Source organism: Candidatus Zixiibacteriota bacterium, assembly GCA_019038695.1.
Classification (GTDB): Bacteria; Zixibacteria; MSB-5A5; order GN15; family FEB-12; genus B120-G9.
On the sequence record JAHOYZ010000023.1, the window covers coordinates 12,293 to 36,036 of the forward strand.

The 23,744-nt window shown below is 50.7% G+C and carries 20 protein-coding genes; 6 read left to right on the forward strand and 14 right to left on the reverse strand.

Going from position 1 to position 23,744, the window contains the following annotated elements:
* Positions 1-4 precede the first annotated feature (4 nt).
* From KOO62_07755 to KOO62_07785, 7 genes are all read right to left on the reverse strand, one after another.
* A complete protein-coding gene (locus KOO62_07755) occupies positions 5-379 on the reverse strand; it encodes a GPW/gp25 family protein (GenBank protein MBU8933888.1) in 375 nt (124 codons plus the stop codon).
* 8 nt (positions 380-387) lie between these two features.
* On the reverse strand, positions 388-2,301 hold the full coding sequence (locus KOO62_07760; protein MBU8933889.1) for a hypothetical protein: 1,914 nt from the start codon (positions 2,299-2,301) through the stop codon (positions 388-390).
* A 72-nt stretch (positions 2,302-2,373) separates the two neighbouring features.
* The gene (locus KOO62_07765; GenBank protein ID MBU8933890.1) at positions 2,374-2,784 is read right to left on the reverse strand and encodes a hypothetical protein; all 411 of its coding nucleotides are present in this window, start codon (positions 2,782-2,784) and stop codon (positions 2,374-2,376) included.
* Between the two features lie 107 nt (positions 2,785-2,891).
* Positions 2,892-4,310 (reverse strand): DUF5458 family protein, encoded by a 1,419-nt coding sequence (locus tag KOO62_07770; GenBank protein ID MBU8933891.1) that lies wholly within the window; start codon positions 4,308-4,310, stop codon positions 2,892-2,894.
* A gap of 15 nt (positions 4,311-4,325) precedes the next feature.
* Complete coding sequence (locus KOO62_07775) at positions 4,326-4,769, reverse strand: type VI secretion system contractile sheath small subunit (protein MBU8933892.1); 444 nt, start codon at positions 4,767-4,769, stop codon at positions 4,326-4,328.
* A gap of 23 nt (positions 4,770-4,792) precedes the next feature.
* A complete protein-coding gene (locus KOO62_07780; GenBank protein MBU8933893.1) occupies positions 4,793-5,896 on the reverse strand; it encodes an AAA family ATPase in 1,104 nt (367 codons plus the stop codon).
* The gene (locus tag KOO62_07785) at positions 5,893-7,341 is read right to left on the reverse strand and encodes an AAA family ATPase (protein MBU8933894.1); all 1,449 of its coding nucleotides are present in this window, start codon (positions 7,339-7,341) and stop codon (positions 5,893-5,895) included. The genes KOO62_07780 and KOO62_07785 overlap by 4 nt, the downstream gene beginning before the upstream one ends.
* Before the next feature lie 228 nt (positions 7,342-7,569).
* On the opposite strand from KOO62_07785, the gene KOO62_07790 reads away from it, so the two are divergent.
* From KOO62_07790 to speE, 5 genes are all read left to right on the forward strand, one after another.
* Positions 7,570-10,041, forward strand: coding sequence for an SBBP repeat-containing protein (locus KOO62_07790; protein MBU8933895.1), 2,472 nt, complete (start codon positions 7,570-7,572; stop codon positions 10,039-10,041).
* Positions 10,042-10,412: 371 nt separating this feature from the next.
* The gene (locus tag KOO62_07795; GenBank protein MBU8933896.1) at positions 10,413-10,955 is read left to right on the forward strand and encodes a helix-turn-helix domain-containing protein; all 543 of its coding nucleotides are present in this window, start codon (positions 10,413-10,415) and stop codon (positions 10,953-10,955) included.
* 32 nt (positions 10,956-10,987) lie between these two features.
* Positions 10,988-11,404, forward strand: a complete 417-nt coding sequence (gene speD / locus KOO62_07800; protein ID MBU8933897.1) for an adenosylmethionine decarboxylase — start codon at positions 10,988-10,990, stop codon at positions 11,402-11,404.
* Between the two features lie 13 nt (positions 11,405-11,417).
* Positions 11,418-12,587 carry a type III PLP-dependent enzyme gene (locus KOO62_07805; protein ID MBU8933898.1) on the forward strand — a complete coding sequence of 390 codons (1,170 nt, stop codon included), beginning with the start codon at positions 11,418-11,420 and terminating at the stop codon, positions 12,585-12,587.
* Between the two features lie 23 nt (positions 12,588-12,610).
* Positions 12,611-13,489 carry a polyamine aminopropyltransferase gene (speE, locus tag KOO62_07810; protein ID MBU8933899.1) on the forward strand — a complete coding sequence of 293 codons (879 nt, stop codon included), beginning with the start codon at positions 12,611-12,613 and terminating at the stop codon, positions 13,487-13,489.
* A 76-nt stretch (positions 13,490-13,565) separates the two neighbouring features.
* On the opposite strand, the gene KOO62_07815 is transcribed toward speE, so the two are convergent.
* From KOO62_07815 to KOO62_07835, 5 genes are all read right to left on the reverse strand, one after another.
* On the reverse strand, positions 13,566-14,477 hold the full coding sequence (locus KOO62_07815; protein ID MBU8933900.1) for a DUF4097 domain-containing protein: 912 nt from the start codon (positions 14,475-14,477) through the stop codon (positions 13,566-13,568).
* Positions 14,478-14,646: 169 nt separating this feature from the next.
* Positions 14,647-17,058, reverse strand: coding sequence for a primosomal protein N' (gene priA / locus KOO62_07820; GenBank protein ID MBU8933901.1), 2,412 nt, complete (start codon positions 17,056-17,058; stop codon positions 14,647-14,649).
* Between the two features lie 82 nt (positions 17,059-17,140).
* On the reverse strand, positions 17,141-18,508 hold the full coding sequence (locus tag KOO62_07825) for a tetratricopeptide repeat protein (protein MBU8933902.1): 1,368 nt from the start codon (positions 18,506-18,508) through the stop codon (positions 17,141-17,143).
* 83 nt (positions 18,509-18,591) lie between these two features.
* On the reverse strand, positions 18,592-19,941 hold the full coding sequence (locus KOO62_07830; protein MBU8933903.1) for a DUF4139 domain-containing protein: 1,350 nt from the start codon (positions 19,939-19,941) through the stop codon (positions 18,592-18,594).
* A 113-nt stretch (positions 19,942-20,054) separates the two neighbouring features.
* The gene (locus tag KOO62_07835) at positions 20,055-20,990 is read right to left on the reverse strand and encodes a squalene/phytoene synthase family protein (protein ID MBU8933904.1); all 936 of its coding nucleotides are present in this window, start codon (positions 20,988-20,990) and stop codon (positions 20,055-20,057) included.
* A gap of 83 nt (positions 20,991-21,073) precedes the next feature.
* Between KOO62_07835 and KOO62_07840 the strand changes: the two genes are divergently transcribed.
* Positions 21,074-22,279, forward strand: a complete 1,206-nt coding sequence (locus tag KOO62_07840) for a glycosyltransferase family 4 protein (protein MBU8933905.1) — start codon at positions 21,074-21,076, stop codon at positions 22,277-22,279.
* Positions 22,280-22,364: 85 nt separating this feature from the next.
* Here the strand turns inward: KOO62_07840 and KOO62_07845 are convergent, their stop codons facing one another.
* Both KOO62_07845 and KOO62_07850 read right to left on the reverse strand, forming a co-directional pair.
* Entirely contained in the window at positions 22,365-23,258 is an 894-nt protein-coding gene (locus KOO62_07845; GenBank protein ID MBU8933906.1) for a hypothetical protein, read from the reverse strand.
* Between the two features lie 13 nt (positions 23,259-23,271).
* Positions 23,272-23,703 carry a DUF1795 domain-containing protein gene (locus tag KOO62_07850; GenBank protein ID MBU8933907.1) on the reverse strand — a complete coding sequence of 144 codons (432 nt, stop codon included), beginning with the start codon at positions 23,701-23,703 and terminating at the stop codon, positions 23,272-23,274.
* Between the last annotated feature and the right edge of the window lie 41 nt (positions 23,704-23,744).

The window sequence follows — 23,744 nt, forward strand, 5'->3', positions numbered from 1 at the left end:
ATCCTCAACCTATGCGAAAACTATTTCTGAGTGTTTTTTCTTCGTTACCGTCCATGTAGTTGCCGGTAACTTCCGCAATCAATCCCAGGGCTGCAGCTTTGCCGTCTTGAGTTTGCAAAATTGAGACCGAAACATTATAGAGACGTTTCTCATATTTATCGATGGCGTTGCGAAAATTGCCCCGCATGTCAGCTTTATTGGAAGTCACCAGATCGGAAAACTCACGCTCCCATATCTCGCTTCCGTACTCAGGGGCAAAGGGCAACTGCCCCAAGCGCGTACTCAGTATAAGGCCTACAGAATATATGATTGATTCTTCGAGCGTACATCGGGAAAGGTACCCTTGATTGAGTACCAGCGGTAGTGAGAGGTATTCCATTGATACGCCTAATTGATTTTGACGATAGCGCCCTTGATTTCTGTCATCGCGCCGCCATCCAGTTTGGCTGACACGCCGCCTTTAGCCTCAAAGGCAAGGCTACCTTCGGCCTTGTAATTCATGCCGCCCTTACTCTTGAAATCAGTACCAGCCTTTAGTTCCATCTCCATTGACGCCTCAGCCTTGAGGTTGGATTTGGCCTTGACCTCAATATCCGCTCCTGCATCCATCTTGATATTGCCCGAGGTGGCCTCGATATTGACATTGGCGCCACTGATACTGATATCTCCGCTGGAAGTGATGGCAATTGAGGGACCGGACATGTCCATCACCATTACGTTAGTACCATCCATCTGCGAGATGGTGATTTTCTCTGATCCGCTGGCGTCGTCGAACCTGATTTCGTTGCCGTTACGGGTCCTGTAGACTTTGGCCTCCACCTTTCCGCTGACAACTGCTTCCGAGACGGGGAGAGGTGGTTTGTCCTTACCGTTGTACAAACAACCAAGAACAACTGGCATATCGGAATTGCCGCGCTCGTAGCCAACCAGGACTTCATCGTCGATTTCCGGCAGTGCGAACCAGCCTCGTTCCGAACCGGCATCGGGCGAGAGCATACGCATGAACTCGGTCTCTTCGTCTCTATGCCACGGCATCTTGATCTTTATACGTCCCAGACCATCCGGATCGTTGTTATCTACTACAATGCCGGTGAGAAGATGCGTAAAGTGTTGCTCTTCACGCTTGAGATCGGGCAGCGCTAGTTCCAGCGGTGTGCACTGGAAGTTATTGTGATACTTGCCCCCGTCGCCGATGTGATGAACGATGGCCTGCACCCAATACTGCCCATCAATTTTGTCCAATCCTTTCACTTTCACACACGAGCCAACTTTGATAGCCGGGACGATTGAGACTCCATTGCAGACCATCATCCGTCCTGCGGCACTTTCTGCCTCACGGGCTATAGCAGCATCAGCCTTGGACTGATCTGGGTGTTTGGGTACCGATGAAACACCACTGGTGGGGTAAATCGTCTCGGAACTTTCCAGGGAGGTACCGGAAAAATCAGACAGGGAGGCTCGTACCGATGATCGGCTTGCTTCCGCTACAACGACTGACTTCTTCGAAAAATCCCACACGTGGCCATAGTAATTGACCGGTGCCGTTCCGACACCAAGAGCAAACGAACCCAGGGTCTGCCGCCAAACCAGCTCTTCTTCATCGTTACTCTTGGCTTTCTCGACACTGAATTTCTTACCACTATAGTAGGCGAACATCTGATGCTCGGAAGCGAGACGCTTGATATAGGCATAGTCGGTTTCGCGATACTGAACGCCGGAATCGACTTCCATGTTCAGCCCCCCACCAGCCGAGGCTACCGTTGCCGAATCTATTTTCCCTTTCGTAATCTCGTAGTCACTTAAAATCTGGCCCACTATGCCCGCACAATCCAATCCGGTTCCAAAAACTTTGTCGCGTTGGTGGCCGTCGAGCGCCACCGTAGGACTCATTGCGGTCACTACCACCGTATTTATCTTATTGATACCATGGTCCAGTCGAACTTCTGTTACAGGGCCGATAAACTCAAGCTTGCGACCGGAATCGACGATTTCGCCTTTAGGTGTTATTTTGAGAGACAGCGTCTTGCCTAAATAAGCGGTGAACTTCAGAGGGTCGTCGAATTCCTGTGACTCAGTAGAAACCCCTAAGTGTCTAAGGTGAGCAGTAAGCACATGGTGTGCATCTACATTCTGCTCGAGTCGCACTGAATATATGTCGGCCTTGATCTCCGTGCCGTCAACCGAGATAGTACATTCCGCCGGGGTGCCGTAGTCGGTTACTTCGCTGGTTAGAATATCTTCGGACGGCTCTGGATTCCCACCTCTTACAATGGGACATCTGTATGGGGGTAAGTTTACCATATTACTTTAAGAACTGTTCTGACAGCATCGTCCGGGACAGAGTTTAGGACTCTGCCCCGGATGTGCTCTGTCCTACATTTCCCAGTAGTTCTCCATCTCAGCATCGCCGATTTTCACCTTATTGGCGGAAATCTCGAAATACTGATAAATCTGCTCGTCGGAACGATCCTTGACGTGAGGAATGTGTTCCGTGAAACGGGTAATGAACCCATCAGTCCAAACCAGCTCCTTCATCACTTCGCTGTTCTTGTTAAAGAACTGAACCTTGCCGCCCTTCCACTTGGGTTTGCTGGTGTCCATCGCCCAACGAGCGATATCAACATTGCCACCCTCTTCGGACTCGACAGTGATTTTGATCGTACCGGCATGGGCGCGATCGGTCGGGCGACCGGTTTCATCCTTAGACGTATAGATGTCATAGGACACTTCGAAGACGTGCGGTATTGGCTGCCCGTCAATTTCGAGTTTTGGTCTGTGTGCCATGATTCTCTCCTTGCACTTTCCAGTTTATGGTCCGTTTCAATTTACTATCAATCGACTGTGGCGGTCTGCATCTTTTGGATCCAGACTTAACCGGAGGAACAGCCGTATTATTTGTCCTTCACATTCGAACCGTTGTCGTCGCCCCAGGCGGCAAACTCAATATTGAATGATCGCGCCGGGTACTTCGGGTTAAGTGACACCTTAATATCAACTTCCTGCCGCTTGCGCATCTCCTCATCGGCGAAGACTGTGATAGTGTAATCCTGCAGGATATTGTCATCACCACTGATAGCAGAAAGGAACTTGGTCATATCAGTTCGCAGAGCATCCATGAACTTCGAGTCGATGACAGTGAAGGTCTGTTTGTTAAGATAGTTGCGCAACGACTTGTAAACGTAGTCATACGTGCGTCGAATTGAATAGACGTTAAACGTCTCCTTATTGTAAAGCGTCGCGGCACCCATAGACACCGGCTGGCCCTCGAAATTGACCATCGGATTGATGCCCTTCTCATTGACCTTACTGGCATCGGGTTGATTACACCGGTAACGAAGGTACTTGGCATCATTGATCTTGCCGAACTTGTACCCAGCCATCGGTTGTTGCATCCCGGCTGTCGTATCGCCAAGATACATCTTACCAGCCATCGCTGCCGACGGCGGAATCCACATATCGTCTTCTTCATAGTCGTTGGCCGTACGCGCCTGCAGGTAGTTGGCAAAGACCGATGCATACTGTTTATGAAGATCAGAACTCATCAGACCGTCATAGGTAGGATCCTCAAGCAGATCCATCGTCTCTTCGAATGACTCCAGGTCCGGCAGGTCAGTCATGACATGAACCTTGTTGGGCATACCCAATTGCCGGGCAACAGTATCAATATTTTCGACACTGCCCAGGTAGCCGGGAATCGCCAGCATCGACCAGCAGCGCTTGATACCCCACTCCCGGAACTCGTCCGAAACAGCTCTGGCAAGAGCCTCGAACTTGTCACGATCATCGGGGTCCATTAGTTCTTCGCCGCTGATATTGGAAAACCAGGCGGCAACTTTGTCGTCCGGCTCGGCCTGGGCGTTGGAGAAGAACTTATCCACTGCCCGATAAGTGATTTCGAGGTCGCGGCTCTCCTGGTGCACCTTCTTCATGTTCTTCTCAAGGTTGGCTTCGAGCCCGGTTGCTTCCTCATTGAGGCCTTTACGAATGTCGTCAGGACTACCGCCCTCGGCGAGAAACTTGCTCCAGATCTTGAGACGTTCCACCAGCAGGGCGCGGGCACCGGCATGATCCTTCTTGGTGAGGAACTCCTTACGCTGGAAGTTCTTCTTGGGGTCAAGCCATTCCACACCGCGCACGAGATCACCATCAGTTGTCTTGAATGATGGCAACAGGGAGGTTAGCTTTTTAAAGTCTCCAAAAGTATCTCCGAGAATGCCAGCAAACTCTTCATCAGAGAGCTTGGGGCCGGCATCGGCCGGTTTGGCTTCTGCGGCTTGCGGCTGCATTTCTTGTTTTTCTTCTTCACCCATTATATTCAACCTCGCTTATTCTTCGTCCAACAGGTCAATGTAGTAGTTCATAACCTTCAGCAACGCTTCCTTCTTTTCGCTGTCGGCCAGCGTCTTCTTAAGAGCGTTGTTCTTTTTAAGCTGTTTGTCCAGATCGGCCATGATCTCCTTGCCGTAGTAAGTCTTTCGGAGATGGTCGTTTTGTTCAATCAGCGATTTGGACGAGAAATCTTTCATCGCCCGAATTTTGAAATCGGCATTGACCGGAGATCCTTCGGTAGTTTCCATCTGCGCTTCAAACGACGGTTGGAACTTCTCGAAGACCATTTTAAGGTTGTTGCACTCTACGGGAGCAACGTCGGGATCATCGTCCTTGTTCAGTCGCGCAGCGTACATCATCTTGTTCGACGGTAACAACTCAACGGGAATCGAGTCGTCTTTCTTCAACCTTTCGGTGGCACCAAGCATGAACTTCGCCATGGTCCCTCCATTCTTCTATGAGATTAACTCTTCTGTTCTTCTTTGGTGAACACATAGGCATCGTCTTTGACATTGATAGCTATGTTATCGCCTTTGACTATGGCGCCGGTAATAATATCGACCGACATCTTATTGATAATATCTCTCTCGATAATTCTCTGAATAGGTCTGGCTCCCAACTCGAAAGTATAGCCGTCTTTGGCCAGCTTGGCCTTTGAGGACGGACTCAGCGTGGCGGTGATATCCTGCTCGCGGAGCATGTCACCCAGGTTTTCAAATTCCAAGCCAGCGATAACTTCCACCTGCTCGGGTGTGAAGGTGTGAAAGATAATGATATCATTGAGGCGATTGAGCAGTTCGGGCCGGAACTTGGTAAACAGGAACTGGCGCACTTCATCCATATCGACGTCACGTTCCTCGCGGTCGGCGTCGAGTATCTTCTCCGCAGCGTAGTTGGAAGTCAGCACGACGATACAGTTGGAGAAATCGACGGTACGACTCTGGCCATCGGTCAGGCGACCGTCATCCATCAACTGCAGAAGAATATTGAACACATCCGGGTGGGCTTTCTCCACTTCATCGAGAAGCACAATCGAAAACGGTTTGCGCTTGACGGCCTCGGTCAGAACACCACCTTCTTCATAGCCGACATACCCCGGAGGGGCACCAATCATCTTGGCAACTGAATGTTTCTCCATATACTCCGACATGTCGAGTCGTACCATAGCGTTCTTGTCGTCGAATAAAAATTCTGCCAGCAACTTGGGCAGATAGGTTTTGCCGGTACCTGTTGGTCCCAGAAAAAGGAATGATCCCACCGGTCGGTTAGCCAGTTTCAGTCCTGCCCGGGCTTTGCGCACAGCATTGGCGATAGCTTTGATTGCCTCCTGCTGACCAACGATTTTCTTGGAGAGAAAGGTCTCCATGTTCACCAGGCGATCCTTCTCAGCTGTCATCATCTTTGACAATGGAATCCCGGTCCGTCGGGCCACTACGGCTGCCACATCGGCCTCATCGACGACCGGCTCAAGATTCTCAACCACAGTCTTAATCGCGCTCAGCTTCTCGGTCTGAGAAGCAAGTGTCTTCTTCAGTTCGGCGATATTCAGATCAGTTGTGGCCATCATTGTGCTCCCGTTGCGGTTTCAAGGCGATGCCCCCACATATCCCCCAGTCGCTCAATGCGACGAGAGAACTCCTCGTGGGCTTCATTGAGGCGAGAGAACTCATCGGGGTTTTTCTCCGGGTCTTTTCCCTCACATGCAGCAATCAGCTTCTCGATCCCCTTGATTTCTTCTTCCATCTCAGGGATCGTGCGACCTGCCGTTTCTTCCTTCACCGAGAGCGCACTGGCCGCCTCGTCCACGATATCCAGAGCAATGTCAGGGAGGTTTCGTTCGCTAAGATACCTGATGGCATACTTGACCGAACCGATAATAGCGTCTTCGGTATAGGTGATCTTGTGGTGTTCTTCGTATTTGGAAGCTACCCCTTTGACGATGCGTACGGAATCATTGAAACCAGGCTCCTCGACTTTGATCCGTTCAAAACGACGGTCGAGCGCTTTGTCTTTCTCAAGGTACCGGGTGTACTCTTCATTAGTAGTAGAGCCGATCAGTCGAATTTGACCCCGAGCGAGAGCCGGTTTGATCAGGTTGGCGGCATCCATCCCCCCGCTGCCACTGCCGGCTGCGGTAATGGTGTGGATTTCATCAATGAAAAGAACGATTCGTCCGGCCGATTTGATTGCTTCGCCAACAAGACCTTTGAACCGCTCTTCAAACTCACCTTTGTATTTGGCTCCGGCAACAAGCGAGCCCATGTCCAGTTCCATCACCTTGACACCCTGGAGCGCTTTTGGTACTCGACCGTCTATTACGGCCTGGGCGAGGCCTTCGACAATAGCCGTTTTGCCTACGCCCGCACCACCGACCAGGACGGGGCTGTTTTTGCGGCGACGGAGCAGAATCTGTATGAGTTGCTGTACTTCATCTTCGCGACCGATCATGGGGTCGAACTCCCCGGCCGCAGCCTGATTGGTCAGGTCGATACAATACTTAAGCGTACCGGCGACATCCCTTTTCCCTTCGACCCCTTCACCGGTAGGCGAGCCGCCGGTTGCTATCTCCTCGACCGATTTGGCTTCGGCAATCGCTTTGTAAATATCTTCTTTGGCAATATCAATTTTCTCACGCACCTGTGGCGAGAGAGCGGAATTGGGATCGAAGATAGCTATAAGAATATGCTCGGGTTCGACCAGAGTGTCGTAGAGCTTGGCTTTTTCCTCAAGAGCCGCTTCAAGAATCCCCTGGACTTCGGGAGCGAGCGAGAGGTTTTCACGAGCCGAGGCGCGCGTTGACTGATCTTTTAGAAAAACCTCAACCATGTTAGCTACTATGGTTGGACTCTTGCCCAGTTGATTGAGAATAGACTCGACATCCGAGCCTTCGTGGCGTACAACTGCGATCAGAAGGTGTTCGGCCGTAATCTCAGCGTGGCGGAACTCCGCCGCAACTTCCTTTGCCACCTTGATTACTGCCCGCGAATCAGAGGAATAGCTGGCTATATCCATCCTTGGTTGGTTCCTCCCGTTTACAACTGGCTTTTTCGTTCTGGCAGGCATTTTCCTGCGCCTGCTAAACCGCTTAAATGATAACAACCTGGGAATGCGGTGTCAAGTTGTTTGAGCGGGGCCATTGATTTATGGGCTGTTTTGTCGTATACTATACAAGAGCAGGGTGGATGTACGATACCAGAAATGGCCACTCTGAGAGAACTCAAATCCAGGGGAGTAGCTCAGATGAAGAACCACAACGTCCTGCTTGCAGTGATGATTGTAGCGTTAGTCGTATTCTCGACATCTGCAGTAGCCAGTGATCAGTCAATCACGGTAACAAGAAACCTCACATCTATGCCGCTTGCTTTCACGGAGAATCAAGGGCAGTGGGATGAACAGGTGTCATTCCGTACCAATGCTGGCGGTGCCACAATGTGGTTTACTAAAGATGGCGCCGTCTATCAATTCACCCGAACAATTAGATCAGAAGATAATGATCCTATCTCTGTTATAGACAAGCGATATTTAAGTGGGCGGCAGACGCCCTCGTCTGCCCCTAATTTGATGCACCAACCGGACTCCGTCGAGTCCATCGAAATCAAGTCCAACTTTGTTGGGTCAAATCCCAATCCGCAAATGGTTGGCGTTGAGATGATGGAATACAAATGCAACTATTTCATCGGCAATGATCCTGATAAATGGCACACCGATGTCCCCAACTATCAGGCAATCGTGTATGAAGATGTTTATGCCGGTATTGACCTGAAATTCTACGGCAATGGTAAACAGATGGAGTATGACTTCATTGTCTTGCCGGGTGCTGATCCATCGGAAATCATGGTCCAATATGAAGGAACGAAATCGATCAATGTGAACGAACGTGGCGAATTGGTTGTCGAGACCGACTGGGGCAAAGTGGTAGAGCACAAACCTCATGTGTATCAGGTTGTTGATGATATACGCGAATTGGTCGAATGTGAATACGCGCTGGTTGATGATCAAACATTCTGTTTCTGTCTACCCGGCGGATATGACGATCAGTACGCTCTGGTCATCGACCCGGTATTGAGCTATAGCACATTTCTGGGTGGAGGCCCCTATGACGAAGACCGTGGCTATGGCATCGCGGTTGATGCTTCGGGTTGCGCTTATGTTTCAGGGTGGACAGAATCGTCTGATTTCCCAACCCAGAATGCATATCAGACAAATCAAGGCTATATTGATGTCTTCGTGACCAAACTAAGCAGTTCAGGCAATGACCTTCTTTACAGTACATACCTGGGTGGAAGTAATGTTGATGTTGATAAGGGCTACGGTATCGCAGTTGACGGTTCTGGCTGTGCTTATGTGACAGGGTATACCTGTTCCTCGGATTTTCCGACCACTCCAAACGCTTATGACACTAGCTATAATGGTCCCGGTGATGTTTTCGTGACCAAACTGAGCGCTGCCGGCAATGCTCTTACTTACAGCACGTACATTGGAGATAGTGAATGGGATGTTGGCTGGGGTGTTGCCGTTGACGGTTCGGGTTGCGCTTATGTTACAGGGTACACTGGGTCAACTGACTTTCCAACCGAGAACCCATATCAGACCGATCCGAGCCCCATGGAAGATGCATTTGTTACCAAACTAAATAGTTCCGGCGATGGCCTTATTTACAGCACATATTTGGGCGCTAGTAATTGGGATGATTATGCTTACGCTATTACGGTTGACAGCTCGGGCTGCGCCTATGTTACAGGCTATACAAGGTCATCGGAATTCCCGACTTTGGGGGAGTATCAGACCTATCAGGGCGGGATGGGCGACGTTTTCGTGACCAAACTGAACAGCATCGGTAATGGCCTGCTTTACAGCACTTTCCTGGGCGGTGAGGACTTCGAGGAGGGCTGGGGTATTGCAGTCGACGGCTCGGGCTGCGCTTATGTTACGGGTGCAACATATTCATCTAACTTCCCGACCCAGAATGCAATTCAGGCGGCTCAAGGAGGGTCGGATGTTTTCGTGACCAAGCTGAACGAATCGGGCAATGATCTTCTTTACAGCACTTTCCTGGGTAGTAGCGGCAACGATTGGGGATTTGGTATCGCCGTTGACGGTTCTGGCTGTGCTTATGTCACAGGCGATACTCAGTCACCCGATTTCCCGGTCAAGAACCAATATCAGACCTATCAGGGCGGGTTGGGGGACGCTTTCGTGACCAAGCTAGCCAGTTCCGGCAATAGTCTACTCTATAGTACTTATCTGGGTGGTTGCTTCGTTGAACAAGGTCATGCTATTGCAGTCGATACTTCGGGCTGCGCTTATGTGGCGGGTTTCACTAGTTCCTCCAACTTCCCGACAGAGAACGCATACCAGGCAGATTATGCAGGGGGCTTTGACGCCTTCGTGACAAAGATTTGTCCTTCTGCAAGTAGTGTCGAACAGGAGCCGGGAGATATCATCCCAAAAGCCTTCCTGCTACAGCAGAACTATCCTAACCCGTTCAACCCGACCACGACCATCAGTTTTTCGGTGAAAAGCAAATCGCACGTCAAGATCACGGTCTACGACGTTCTTGGCCGTCAGGTGGTGACTCTCGTGGATGAAACCCTTAGCTGTGGCAACTACAACACCAAATTCGACGGCGCCAACCTCGCCAGCGGAGTCTATTTATACGAGCTTGAGGCCGACGGGTTCACAGAATCAAGGAAGATGGTGCTGGCGAAGTAAACTTATAGAGCACTCTCATCCTTCTCTGGCAGGGCACAGGGCTCCTGCCCTACCCAACTACAGCAGGATGGCGGAACCGCTAAGAAGGGTTTCGCCCTACAAGGCTGGATGCCGGATCAAGTCAGGCATGACAAGTATTTGTAGGTTAGTTATAATTGTCGAAACTGAAGACAGATTTCGATCTCAATTGGCAGGAGCACAGGGCTCCTGCCCTACCAAAGATTCTCCCCCTTAAGTCATCCTGAGCGAAGTCGAAGGATAATCGACAGAATTTCCCCTTGACAAGTTACATCAATCCCGTATTATCTGTACGCTTTATTAAACACGGATGTAGCTTTTACCGTACATCATAGAATCGCGAGTCGAGACTAATGAAGTTACAAATTGGAGAGAAGATCAAGGCGTTGCGGTTGGCGTCGGACCTTACCCAGGAAGAACTGGCCAACCGCGCCAAGCTGACCAGAGGTTTTATCTCTCAGCTTGAGAACGATCAGACCACTATCAACCTTGAGTCGTTGGCGGACATTCTCGAAGCTCTGGGCGAACCGTTGGCTGACTTCTTCACCAAATCCGAACCATCTCAGACGGTTTTTGGTCCAGCCGACCGAGTGGCTGTCACTGGCCAGGGCGTCAGCAATTTTGAAGTGCTTGTGCCCGGATCGACCAATAACCTCATGAACCCCATTTTGCTGCGGCTTGAGCCGGGTGAGAAACTTGAGAGACTCGAACCAATGCCAGGGGAGCAGTTTGGCTATGTGTTGAAAGGGGCGGTGACATTAGTAATGAATGGTGGTCACCATAAAGTCCCGAAGGGAAATTGTTTCTATTTTGAGGCCAACCAGGCCAACCAACTGGTGAACCGTGGAAACAAAGTCACCGAGCTGTTATGGGTAACTTCGCCGCCTCACATGTAGTTGTGCGGGGAAGCGGAAAGGAGCAACGGAAGATGAAGATACTTGGACGCCATCTGGTAGTGGAACTGTCGCAGTGTGACTGTGAACAACTTGATGATTTGGATTTCCTCGAACGTTGCCTTAACGAAGCGGTTCGGTGCAGTGGAGCCACGAAGGTGAAATCGGTGTTTCATCGTTATAACCCACAGGGCGTCTCAGGCGTGGTCGTGATTGCCGAATCGCATTGCTCGATCCATACCTGGCCGGAGTATGGCTATGCTGCGGTCGATTTTTTCACCTGTGGTGAGACCGTTGATCCTTACAAAGCATTCGAATCGTTGCGGAGTGCTCTAAAGGCCGGTGATGTTCAGGTGCGTGAACTCAAGCGCGGTATTCCGTCGGCCAATGACGAGATCATTCGCCACAAATCAACCCCTGCCAATCACCCGCAAGCCCAGCCGGCAAGTTGAAGGAGCCCGGATCATGACACCCTTCATAGATTTGTCCACGCCGGATCGACGGGTACGACGAAGCGGTATCGAGGCTGCTTTCATGCGTGACCTGTTTGAGCGACCTGATATTACAACGCCTCAATTGCTGTTGTCCCGATCGGCCATTGCGGAGAACTATCGTGCTCTGAAGGCGGCACTGCCGCGGGCTTCAATCCACTATGCGGTTAAGCCGAATAACCACGAGTTGTTTATCGAGGAGGTTGCTCGCCTGGGAGGGAATTTCGATGTTTGTTCGGCTGGTGAGATTGATATTGCCCTCGACACCGGTATCAACCCAGCTACGCTGGTTCATTCGCATCCGATTAAATCACTCCAGGAATTCGATTATGCCGTTGGAGAGGGCGTTGAGATTTTCGTTGTTGATAATCCCGACGAAATCCGCAAACTAAGTCGGTACACTCACAAGAAGCTAAAACTGCTAATCCGGTTTCGCTGCCACACTAATCATGCGGCGGTGGTCAATCTTCAGTATAAGTTTGGTTGTGAAACCAGCCAGGTGATTGATCTGGCGCGCCTTGTGGAGAAGTCAGGGCACGAGTTCTATGGCCTCTGTTTCCATGTGGGGTCGCAGTGTGTTCACAACGAGAACTACGTCAAAGCTATCGAGGTCGCTCATGGACTGATCAACGAACTCGATTTGACCGGATTCGACACTCGTGTCCTTGATATCGGCGGCGGCTTTCCGGTTGAATATGTGGAGGCGGTGGCACCGATGGAAGAATTCTGTAAGCCTATCGCATGCGCACTTGATAAGCACATACGCCCCGGTATTGTTATTATCAGTGAACCTGGACGAGCTATAGCCGCCACACCCGTAACGCTTGTAACGTCCGTAGTGGGCAAAGCGTTCCGCGACGGTAAAATGTGGTACTATCTCGACGATGGACTCTACTCCACATTCTCCGGAATTGTGTACGATCAATGTCAATACCCGGTGATCTGCCATCGGCGTGGAGAGCAGAGGTTAAGCGTTCTGGCCGGTCCGACTTGCGATTCGTTTGATGTTATGTACGACGGTTTGATGATCCCTGAGCACGAAGTTGGAGACAGGATTTTGTTCGCCGCGACAGGTGCCTATTGCAGTGTGTCCGGATCGAATTTCAATGCTCTGAAACATCCAGAATACACTGTTGTGGATTAAGACCTATGGACAACAAAAGCAATATCAACGCCGGTTACATCAGCGAAGAGGGAATGGATGACCTATGGGATGTCTGGTACCGGGAGTTGCATAACGGACTGTCCGGTCTGACGATCAAGGTTGACCGTATCGTGGAGTCGACCAAATCCGAGTTCCAGCGAATTGATGTTCTTGAAACGAAAGATTTCGGCAAAATACTCGCGCTCTATGGCTCGCTCATGGTATGCGACAAGGACAACAACGCCTACAATGAAATGCTGGCTCACGTTCCGTTGTTTGCGCACCCCTCACCGAAAGAAGTACTGATTATTGGCGGCGGCGACTGCGGTGCGCTTACGGAAGTCATGAAACATCCTGAAGTTGCTCATGGGACGATGTGTGAGTTGGATGAAAAGGTAGTGGAAGTCTCCAAACGACATTTCCCATACCTGACAAAAGGTCTCGATGACCCCCGGGCGAAAGTTCTGTTTCAGGACGGGAAGGTATTTGTCGAGGATGCAAAACAACGTTACGATGTCATCCTGCTTGATCTCTCCGATCCGGTAGGACCTGCCGCCGATCTCTTTCAGAAACCGTTCCACCAGCGAGCGTTCGACTGTCTTAACGACGATGGAATTATGGTGGCGCAGTCGGAGTCACCATACTATAATCCGAAAACGGTCAGAGCATTGTACGCCAACCTGCGCGAGGTATTCCCGATAGTTCGTATGTACACCTGTTTCATGCCGATCTATCCATCGGGTTATTGGTCGTTTGCTTTCTGTAGCAAGAAATATGATCCATTAGAGGACTTTGATCAGAAACGTTATAACAGTCTCAGGCTTGCCTGTCGTTATTACAATGCTGACACCCACCGGGGTTCGTTTGCCCTGCCGCAGTTTGTGACTGACCTTCTGAAGTAGGCATATTGCCCAATTGAAAAACGGCGGACACAAGGTCCGCCGCTTCGCGAATATTCAAATCATCGAACCTGCCGATTTACCCCTCACTTAATGTCGCGCGTCCGCTGGCTGTCTCAATGATAATGTGCGGTTCGTCACCATCACGGGTGAAAGTCTTGCGTACATAGGTGTCGCCCCAACGGTCAAAACGTCGTTCATCTTCAAAGTCAAAGGGACATCTGATACGTCCGCGTCGATCCTTGGATACAAACTCAAAAGAACCCTTGATTGGATTACCGCCGTAGTCGAGCGTCGCGCGACCAGAAGCTGTAGAAACCTCCAGATCAAACTCGGCCGTTTCAGCCAGGGTCACTTCCACCGAACCCGAAGCAGTTGAGAAGGAACTGGCAAACTCAAGAATGATATCGACGGCATCAATATCACCAGAAGCAGTACCCAGATCAAACTCACCGCGACAGGTTGTCATCTCGATCTCCCCTGAAGCTGTACTCATCTCGAACACTCCCTGGCAGTCGATCATCTCTATATCACCGGAAGCAGTGCTGAACTCGAATTCACCGGAACAATTTTCGATCTGGACATCGCCGGAGGCGGTTTCGGCTGAAAAATCGCCTTTCATGTCGGCGATGATCAAATCACCTGAGGCTGATGAAAACTCAATCTCGGTTCCCTCAGGTACAGAGAGGTACCAGGTGGAACTGCCCGAGTTGGACCCGTACATTTTTTCCGACAGTCTTACCGCCCGGCCGGTTGCCCTCGCTTTTGGCTCAAACGAATTGCGTGGAGAATAGGAACTGATCACCTCAACTTCGATCCGGTCGGTCTTACTCTTTTTCACAATGCAGTCGCCCGAGATCGTCTTGATCCTGATCGATTCTTTCTTATCGAAGGTCCAGCTTTTCTCCCGGTGTTTTCCTGCAAGTGTACTGGTGGCCATAACCGCCAGGGCAAGTAACAGACAGATTGTCGTTTTACTAATTGTTCTCATTGTTCATTCCTCCATATTTATTCCTGTATCGCTTCCATTGTTACCAGTATCGATTGCCAGTTGAGCCAACTACTCTCGCAATTGATACTAAGTGGAATTACGAGAAGACCCGTGTATGGTTTCGTAGTTTCAACGGAATGTTACAGTAACAACGCGGCGATACTGTTGCCTACATCATGTCGTCGGGATCGACATCCACATTGACCTTGATAGCGGTGGGCAATCCGAAGCGGGGTTGATCGAGTTCCCAGGCGGTCAGCATCCGGGTCAACTTCACCACCTGGTTCGTCTTCAGCAGGAGGTTACGACGGAACTTCTTCCGCAGGAAATACAGCGGGCACGGGGCTGGTCCCAATAGCGTGGCACTAACACCAGATGAAGCCAGCTTCTCCCTCATGTTGTCACTGAAGGTGCGAGCTATTTCCTCAAGTTTTTTCTCATCACCCGACGAAAGGATAATGTTCACAAGGCGTGAGAAGGGAGGAAAAGAAAGGTCACGTCGTGACTCGATGACACTTTTGTAGAACGACTCGTAATCTGCTCCTGCGGCAAAAGCGATCACTTCGTTATCGGGATAGTAAGTCTGGATCAGCACCTCACCCTGAAGATCGCTTCGTCCCGACCGTCCGGCAACCTGCAACAGTTGGGCGAAGGTGCGTTCGGAGGCTCGAAAATCCGGCATGTCCATCAGCAGGTCGGCCGATAACACCCCGACCAGAGTCACTCCCGGCAGGTCCAGTCCTTTGGTAACCATCTGAGTACCCAGCAGGACATTGCGTTTTCGGGTGGCAAAACTCCGCAGGATATTTCGCATTCGCTGACGTCCGGTGGCAGTGTCGGAATCAAGCCGTGCGACTGAAGCTTGGGGGAACAACTTCGGCATGACCTCTTCGATCTTTTGGGTACCGACCCCGCGATAGATAAAGTCGTCACCGCCGCACGATGGGCAGCGATCATGTCCATACGATGCATGACCGCAGTAGTGACAGGCCAGTTTACGTCCCGTACGATGGTAGGTTAATTTGATCTGACAGTTGGGGCAACTGGGCACATGGCCGCACTCGGAACACTTCAGTTGTGGCGAGTGGCCACGACGATTAAGGAATAGAATAGTTTGTTCGTCGCGTTCCAACCGATGGTCAATTTCCTTTTTGAGGGTCCATGAGAAAAACGGTGTGTCGCCGCCGAGACGGGCTGATTTCATATCAATAACCCGCACTTGCGGCATAGTGGCTCCGGCTGGACGCTCAGTCAGTTTCAGAAGCCGATACTTGCCATGCAGAGCGTTATAGTAAGACTCGACCGACGGTGATGCCGTCCCCAGAACGATCGGAATCTTCTCGATCCTGCAGCGCATCAAAGCACAGTCGCGACCATGAAAACGAGGCGAAGGATCACTCTGTTTGTATGATGAATCGTGTTCTTCATCCACGACAATCAGGCCCAGGTTCTCTAGAGGAGCAAAGAGCGCCGAACGCGGTCCGATGACCACCTGGTACTTGCCACGACGAATACCATTAAAACTATCCAGACGTTCGCGGTCGGTCATGGCCGAATGGAGCACAGTCACGCGGTCACCGAAGAACCCCCGGAAATAGGCCAGAACAACGCCGGTAAGAGCTATCTCCGGAGCCATAACCAGGACCGTGCGCCCGGATCGTATGACATCGCGGGCGAGATGACAATAGACAAGGGTCTTCCCCGACCCGGTCACACCATGAAGAAGAAACGGCTGAAAGGTGACTTCGTCACCTCTCAGGCAGGGCATGATTTTGTCGATGACGTTTTGCTGTTGGATGTTCAGGGCAATTTGATCAACGTCGTCGCGTGGCGCTAGAATATCGGGCGCGAAAGGAACCTCACCTGATGCTACCGTCTCCAGCAGGCCATCTTTGACAGCCCGGCTGATGTAGTACGTCGTCCAGCCCTCGACCAATAGTTGCGCTCTGGTTTGAACACCTTCGAATGGGTTGGGTTCGATTTTGCGGGTCTGGAAATACCCTGCCCATCGTTCCGTCCGACAGCACCGGTAACCGACAACACGGCTCGACAGGTCCCTGCGTACCTGTGACCATTGCTCGATAATCGCGCCCTCTTTGATGAGTTTCCTCAGTAGACCGTCTTGTTCCTCGTCGATTGCCTGACGCACCCTGGGAGTAACTTTTCCTCCAAGTTTGAAAAACCGGCGCAGAGAATCACTTATCAGGTGACTGTCACCTTTCCAGGTGAGTTGTGGACGGGCGAGAGTCTTCAGCAGGGGCGGGAGTGCCGCCGCCAGGCAATCAGCCGGGTTGGCAAAGTAATAATCAGCCATCCACATACACAACGCGAACAAATCACGAAGGAAAAAACTGGTTGGATCAATTACACTGGAAATCGGTTTGACTGTGTACGCACCGGAATCAGTAGTTTCTGAAAGGAAGAACCCAATCCGTTTCGCTCGGCCAAAGGGCACCAACAGGCGCTGTCCCGGCTGAAGGGGACCGCAGTTAGGTGGTATGGTATAGGTAAACGTGGCGCGACGAGGACCTGGGACAGCCACGGTGGCAAGAGGAAGTGATGTTTTGGAAACTGATGTCATTGTTCAAAAGAAAACGGCAGGCGTTGGGCCTGCCGTTTCAAATCTCCTCGGTCGAGTCGAGACATAGCCCGGACCCAGACTGTTAATTGGATAACTCCCGGATTTTGGCTTGTGCTTCATCTTGCTTGGTTTTATTACCGACTTCCTGATACAGATCGGCCAGGTTCTCCCAAACGGCCAATTCACCAGGTTTCACCCGCACGACGTTTTCATAGGCCACAATGGCATTCTCATATCTAGCCAACCGGAGATAGCAGTCACCCAGCCAGGTCCAGTTGTCGTCGTTGTCCGGATCAAGTTCGGCCACTTTCTCGTACCCTTCGATGGCGCTCTCACAGTCCTCCAACAGAGCACTGACAAATGAATACTGCTCCGCGAAATCCTGGTTGTCCGGGAGTAAATTGAACGCCTGTTTGAAATATGCCTGGGCCGAGTCAAAGGCTTCGGTGCGAGCGGCACCAAATTTGTCGGCCGTCTCCATGTCGTCTTTTAATCGGTAATCGCTCGCAGAATCGGAAAAATACTGAGCCTCTACGAGAAAGAACCGGCCGCAATAGCCCAGCACATCAGTATTGTCAGGGTTGATGGTAAGCATTTCGCGATAGACGAACATAGCCGAATCGGGCATCTCGCAATTGTTATAGCAGATGGACAGGTTCATCATGTTGTTTTCGTCGGTGGGTTTTCCCTCGCAGTGTTCCTTGAAGAAAGGAATCGCGCCGCAATAGTCATCCTGCTTGATAAAGTTGTGAGCGATGGGAAGGAGCAACGATGTGCGGTCACTTGTTTTCTCAAGTCCCTTTAACAACCAATCGGCTGCCTGCTTGAAATCGCCTTTGCGCTCCCAGGCATTGCCGATGGCCACATAGGGTCGATGATCAATCGGATCGAGAAGAATGGCAAGGATCATGTTGTTCTGAACTGAGTCGATATTGACCTGAATGTCCCGTTCAATATAGGCTATCGAGGCGGAGTCGGTCTCGATTTTGAGATCCTCGGCGAGGTCATCCAGGTTTGTTAGTTGTTCAACTCCGAGATTATAGAACTCTCGCCAGTACTTGATCTTGGTCGAGTCTGCCTTTTCCAGATACTTGTTGCAGTTCTTACGGTACTTCTTGTTGATATCTTCGTTCTCGCAGCACATTGCCAGCGAGTCTGAGTAGTCAACCAGGATCTGTACCAATGGCTTTTTCTGGGCGGCATCGGACACCGCATCGATAAGATCGACATAAACCTGGCCGGACAGCGATAGCGCCTGAGCATGAGGACCATAAGTTATGGCCAGCGTATCCAGCAATCTCAGGGCCTCTTGCGGCCGTCCTTCCACAATGGCAATTCTGGACCCACTTAGATATGCCCCGACATTCTTTTTCTTTTTCTTCGCATCTGCTTGCCCCACTACGAGCAGCCCGGCTATAGCCAGGACCAATACAATACTTATTCGTTTCAAACCGACCTCCTCTTTACGCCGGCCCCATGCCGGCTGTTTGGCCGAAAATGTAGGGCTTGTTGTGGGCATTGTCAACCATCGATCTACCTCTGAGTAAACCGAACTTTGAAGGTTACAACCGCAGTCTCACCTGCGTCAGTACCTATGTCAAACTGGAGAGTCTGAGCATCCTTGATAGTATAGGGATAATTAGCCTCCACAACCTCCCAGAGCCCCCACAGTTTCTTCTCGATTCTGATCGTGATGGATGTCTCTTTACGGTTGCGTAGCTCGATCTCGAAAGTGCGGTCCTCAACCTTATGGGATATCTGATCACGCTGCATCAAGCGTTCTTCGGCGGCAATATCAAAAGCATAGCCGACCTTGAGGTCGATCTCTTCATCGCGCGGGGTGTGGTCTATCCGATCCTCACCTAACATAATCAAAGAGCCGTCGTCGTCGGCTTTGAAAAGTCGGACACGACCGGCCGGTAGTGGCATTCCCAGTCCGGCAGCCGAGGAATTGGTAAAGTTGAGAGCCACTTCCACCTTCTTAGGATTCTTGTCCGGGCGATAGATGAATTCCTTAATCACTTTTGTGGATGCCGGTTCAAAGAGCGATATCTGCTTGATTTCCCGATCGGCCAGAGTGGCTTTCCTGGGGAGAGTGTACAGGTGATATTCAAAGAAAGCCTTCTCCTCGAAACCGGCAGCTGGCGCTTTGACAGCCATTAATTCCATATCCATACCACGCCCTTTTTTAGCGGAACGAGCCCGATGAATATCTCCGGCCACCAGTTTCAATGTGGCGTCCGTGTAGGTTTTGCCGGAACTGTTAGTTATTGACGCCCACCCGGACAAATCGAGATCAGCTTCGTCGTCGGAGAGGACACCAATATATTCCGCTGACCAGCTAATACCGCCGGTCTGATAGCCAACCCGACACGGCAGCGATCCATCATGATTGCTGCTGTAACGCCAGAACAGAGTGGGACGCGTAACGAGACCATCAGGTAGTTGAGGGAAATTTACTTCAGTCACATTAGCCAGTTGGACAATCTTTATCCCGCCCGATTTCTCCATAAGCGTAACGGCCCCTTTGTTGTATGCCAGTAACCGGCCCGAATAGAGCTTGCCTTCTTTGTCAACGAGGTCGATCTCTTTGTCGATGAACCGCGTGTAGATTTTCTCAGGGCTGACCAGATCAAAGGCATAATTCTGTTCGAGAATTGCTACTTCTCCGGATTGGTCTACAACATCGAAAGTGACTGAGCTGGCATCAATAGCCGACGGTACATCTCTAAATGACAATTGTCCCACACCCTTATCGAATTCAAGCAGGCGGGTTTCGCTGACTACCCCAAGGTTGGAATTGTAAACGGTCACGGCTACTTCATCAGCGACCAGAATCGCCGGTAGCAGCAGCATACCCAGAACAAGGACTGTCGTCTTCATGATCTTCCTCCATTTGTTATACATTGTCAACCAGCCGGTCGCCGACAGATAGTCACGAGCGGCATTACCCCCATTACAATCGAATCTGAAGGTTTCTTCCATGAAAAAGCAAGTTAAAGAGGCTCAAAAGAGGAAACGATCCGGTCCAGTTGCCCTTTTACTTCCTCTGGAGTTGGATTAAGCTCCTCGCTTGTGAACATTCCCGAACTAGGCCTAACCCGTTGGAATATCTGTAAATACAGGCCATAAATTACTTCCAGGCTCAGTTGGTAACGGGGTGTAAGTTGTGGCAATAGTCGGTCCAGATTGGATCGAGCCCTAAGGCGGTAGTATTCAGCGACCATTGCATAGCGAGCCATTAGCCTTCGAAACCGATCATCAATCGGGCTTCCATTGGCGATCTTCTGGAGATCACCCCGAGAGACATTCTCGATAGCTAACATGTTATCCACTATGTAATTAAGTCCAGCCTGCTGGTCTTTTTGAAAATCTCTCATTATGTGCACAAAGTACGAAAACAGGGCCAGGGATCGTGCTGCCAGACGGACATCATAGGATGGTGGCAAGAAATCATCACCGCTGGGGGTTACCCCGCAAAGATGGGTGAAAATTGAGGCTGGTGCGATTGCCGCTCCTTCGCAGTATCGCAGGAAAACCAATATTGAAGTGAAGCCGTCATGATTGAGGTCATATTTCATCGCTCTGGCCAATCGCTCCCATGGCCAGATTGGGATCCGGTAGTGGTCGATGGCCTTGAGCAGATGTTTCTGGAATTGATCGGTGGGTAGTTTTCGATGCAGCGAGTTCAGCCAGTCATCGATCATATTGCCAAGAAGTTCACGCTCGCGTGCCGATATCATCGATCCTGCCTCTTTGCGATTATCGACCAGATCATCAAGTACTCGCATGGATCGGTAGCAGACTCGAAACGCATCGTATCGATCATTGTCCCAGAATTGGGCGGCAATGTCCAGAATGGGATTGGTAAGGATCTCAGAGAAATCGATCTCAGCGGCGAAGTCGATCTTTGTCGGCTTATTTGTATCCATCGTAAGTAGTATGAGTATAATAAAGGCACCCGGCCATTGAAAATTATATTTCAGGACGAAGCCTCTTTTCTTACCCTGTAACTATGAGTGATCGCGTGAAACTTCTTATGCCGACCCATAACTTCCCACGCTTCGAGGGAGACTTTGCAGGCGTGTTCATTTCCCTGCTGGCGAAGAACCTTCCGGCGTTCGGCATCGACCCGGTCATCCTGGCTCCCCACGATCCGGGCGCAGCCGAATATGAAGAGATCGACGGTGTTACGATCTACCGCTTCCGGTATGCTGATACGGACGCCGAAGAGAATATTGCTTACCGTGGCAATATGCATCAACTCGTATTGGGATCACCTGGTGGGATTTTTCGATTCAAGCATTTTTTGGATTGTTTCCGCAATGCTGCGCTGGATGTTATCGACAGAGAACAAATCAATGTCGTTGGCGGACATTGGCTGGTGCCGACCGGGATTGTTATGAAAACAATTGCGAAGAAAACATCACTGCCAATGGTGATGTCATCACATGGCACCGATGTCCGGTTGATGCGCAAGTATGCCGGGGTAATATACCGTTACCTGAAAGGATTCTGTCGCGGTCTACATCGCTGGACAGTCGTTTCGAACTTCCTTCGTGATGCCATTCTCGAAGCGGACCCGATGTTGCAGTCGATTCTTGAAGTCCTTCCGTTGCCGCATGACGAGACGGTTTTCTTTCGCGATGAAACTATCGTTCGTGGCTCCGATCTTATTGTAGCTGTGACACGTTTTACCGAGCAGAAACGAGTTGATTATCTTATCAAAGCGTTCGCACACGTCAACGAGTCTCACCCACAGGCGAGACTTGAACTGTATGGCACCGGTCCGCTGGAAAACGACATCCGATCCCTCATCGACAGATTCGGTCTTACACAACGAATCCGTATACACGAGCCTATCCCGCAGAAACAGCTATGCGAAATCTACAACCGCGCCGCCATGGTTGTGTTAAACTCTCACCAGGAAGGATTCGGGTTGGCTTTGTCGGAAGCGATGATGTGTGGCGCGGCTGTGATCGGCACCAACAGCGGTGGTATTTCTGATATTATCTCTGAGGGCAAGACCGGACTGCTCGTCCCGGTCGATGACAGCGCCGCACTGGCGGAAGCAATGAAACTACTGTTGGATGATGACGCAATGCGGTCTTCAATGGCAGATGCCGGTCACAAGTTCGCCCACAACACTTACTCCTCTGGACCACTCGCCAAGCGCTACTCAGAGATTATCAAAGCGGCTGCTGGAAGGAAATTGTATTGACAGACAACGCGTCTTAACTTTGTATGCAATCTGTCCGGATTAAGCTGAAACGCTATACTTCAGCATCTGCCGCGCTCAGGATTCCCTACGACACATCGCTGTCTCCAATATCGGGAAACTCCACTTTCACCTTCCCCGGAACCACATTCTCTTCACGCGTGTGACCATCACTGTCGAGTGTGCCTTCCTTGGTGGTGCCGTCCGGCAAATGCAATATGTATTTCTGATCATTGGCTGGCTCACCGTCAGCATCCTGCAATGATATTTCAAGGTAGTCCTTGAACTCAAGCAACCCCGAAGCCTGCTCATCCTTGCCGAACTCAGCGTCGCCTACCTTGACCGTGAAGAAATACTCCGGCGGATTGTAGTTTCCTCCATAGCGATCAAGCTCTTCCTGGGTAGGAAGTTCATCGGTATCTTCAAAATACTCAAAATCCCACTGTATTTCGAAACGGCCTCCCTCGATTATGGCTGGCAACTCGGTGATCTTGTCGTGAGCGTTGTCGCGGTCGTATTCATAGATTGTGACCGTCACTTCTTCACCATCGCGTACACCATCGACAAATGCCGACAGAGTCAATGTATCCCCCCGCCTCGCCTCAGACGCGCTCCATTTAAGAGTATTGACATTGATATGTGGTACAACCGGAATACGGCCAGATTCCCCTTCGATGTCATTGCCGGGAAAGGTGACTTGAAAGTAACATTTATCGCCGATCCTGAGGTTGTCAGGCACATCAAAGCCGCCACAGTATTTTCGCGAACGCATGACGTCCGACACTTCACCCAGCGACTCGCCATTTTCGGTCAGGCTGGTAATTTCTATCGGCGCTCCACTACCAACAAAGGCGGTAATCACTTCGAACTTCACTATCCCACCGACCGGGGCACTGGAAGACTTCCAGTAGGCCGATACCAGGATCGGTTCCAATTCTACCGTGTGCTCGGTGTCAGTCGATTTGGTGAACTTCAACTCCATTTGGTGGTGTTCCTCAACCCCCTCCCAAAGGAGTAAAGCTGTCAATGATCTGGTCCACTTGCAGCGCAATAGTTTTCATCGTCTTCTTGGTGAAGTCTGCCTGAAAAGTGTAAGCTTTGTCTTCGGCCATAAGGAAAACCTGTTTGCGAAAGAGCGGCTTGCTGTCTTCTGGAACCGACTTGTAGACAACGTGAAGTGCCTGCCCTCCACAGGAGTGCTGCTTTTCTTCTTCCTTAAGTATTTCCGCGCCGCCCATCCCATTAACTGTTTGTTCCATCCGGGGAGCAGCGTAGGTTCGAAGATCCTTGGACTCTGGATGGTGATCGATCAGCATCGTCAGGTTATGGTAGACGCCCCCATCTTCCGGTCCCTGAAAAAAGTAGGTTGATTGGTCCACCCAATCGTCAGGGAGAGTCAGATTAAACTTGTTGAGTCCGTCAGACATAGTGTAATCCTCTTCAGGTTTTCCAGCATCACTACGACGAC

Excerpts from the sequence above, each read along its gene's own strand:
- KOO62_07755 (MBU8933888.1), bottom strand. The coding sequence starts at position 379 with ATGGAATACCTCTCACTACCGCTGGTACTCAATCAAGGGTACCTTTCC.
- KOO62_07760 (MBU8933889.1), bottom strand. The coding sequence starts at position 2,301 with ATGGTAAACTTACCCCCATACAGATGTCCCATTGTAAGAGGTGGGAAT.
- KOO62_07765 (MBU8933890.1), bottom strand. The coding sequence starts at position 2,784 with ATGGCACACAGACCAAAACTCGAAATTGACGGGCAGCCAATACCGCAC.
- KOO62_07770 (MBU8933891.1), bottom strand. The coding sequence starts at position 4,310 with ATGGGTGAAGAAGAAAAACAAGAAATGCAGCCGCAAGCCGCAGAAGCC.
- KOO62_07775 (MBU8933892.1), bottom strand. The coding sequence starts at position 4,769 with ATGGCGAAGTTCATGCTTGGTGCCACCGAAAGGTTGAAGAAAGACGAC.
- KOO62_07780 (MBU8933893.1), bottom strand. The coding sequence starts at position 5,896 with ATGATGGCCACAACTGATCTGAATATCGCCGAACTGAAGAAGACACTT.
- KOO62_07785 (MBU8933894.1), bottom strand. The coding sequence starts at position 7,341 with ATGGATATAGCCAGCTATTCCTCTGATTCGCGGGCAGTAATCAAGGTG.
- KOO62_07790 (MBU8933895.1), top strand. The coding sequence starts at position 7,570 with ATGAAGAACCACAACGTCCTGCTTGCAGTGATGATTGTAGCGTTAGTC.
- KOO62_07795 (MBU8933896.1), top strand. The coding sequence starts at position 10,413 with ATGAAGTTACAAATTGGAGAGAAGATCAAGGCGTTGCGGTTGGCGTCG.
- speD (MBU8933897.1), top strand. The coding sequence starts at position 10,988 with ATGAAGATACTTGGACGCCATCTGGTAGTGGAACTGTCGCAGTGTGAC.
- KOO62_07805 (MBU8933898.1), top strand. The coding sequence starts at position 11,418 with ATGACACCCTTCATAGATTTGTCCACGCCGGATCGACGGGTACGACGA.
- KOO62_07815 (MBU8933900.1), bottom strand. The coding sequence starts at position 14,477 with ATGAGAACAATTAGTAAAACGACAATCTGTCTGTTACTTGCCCTGGCG.
- priA (MBU8933901.1), bottom strand. The coding sequence starts at position 17,058 with ATGACATCAGTTTCCAAAACATCACTTCCTCTTGCCACCGTGGCTGTC.
- KOO62_07830 (MBU8933903.1), bottom strand. The coding sequence starts at position 19,941 with ATGAAGACGACAGTCCTTGTTCTGGGTATGCTGCTGCTACCGGCGATT.
- KOO62_07835 (MBU8933904.1), bottom strand. The coding sequence starts at position 20,990 with ATGGATACAAATAAGCCGACAAAGATCGACTTCGCCGCTGAGATCGAT.
- KOO62_07840 (MBU8933905.1), top strand. The coding sequence starts at position 21,074 with ATGAGTGATCGCGTGAAACTTCTTATGCCGACCCATAACTTCCCACGC.
- KOO62_07845 (MBU8933906.1), bottom strand. The coding sequence starts at position 23,258 with ATGGAGTTGAAGTTCACCAAATCGACTGACACCGAGCACACGGTAGAA.
- KOO62_07850 (MBU8933907.1), bottom strand. The coding sequence starts at position 23,703 with ATGTCTGACGGACTCAACAAGTTTAATCTGACTCTCCCTGACGATTGG.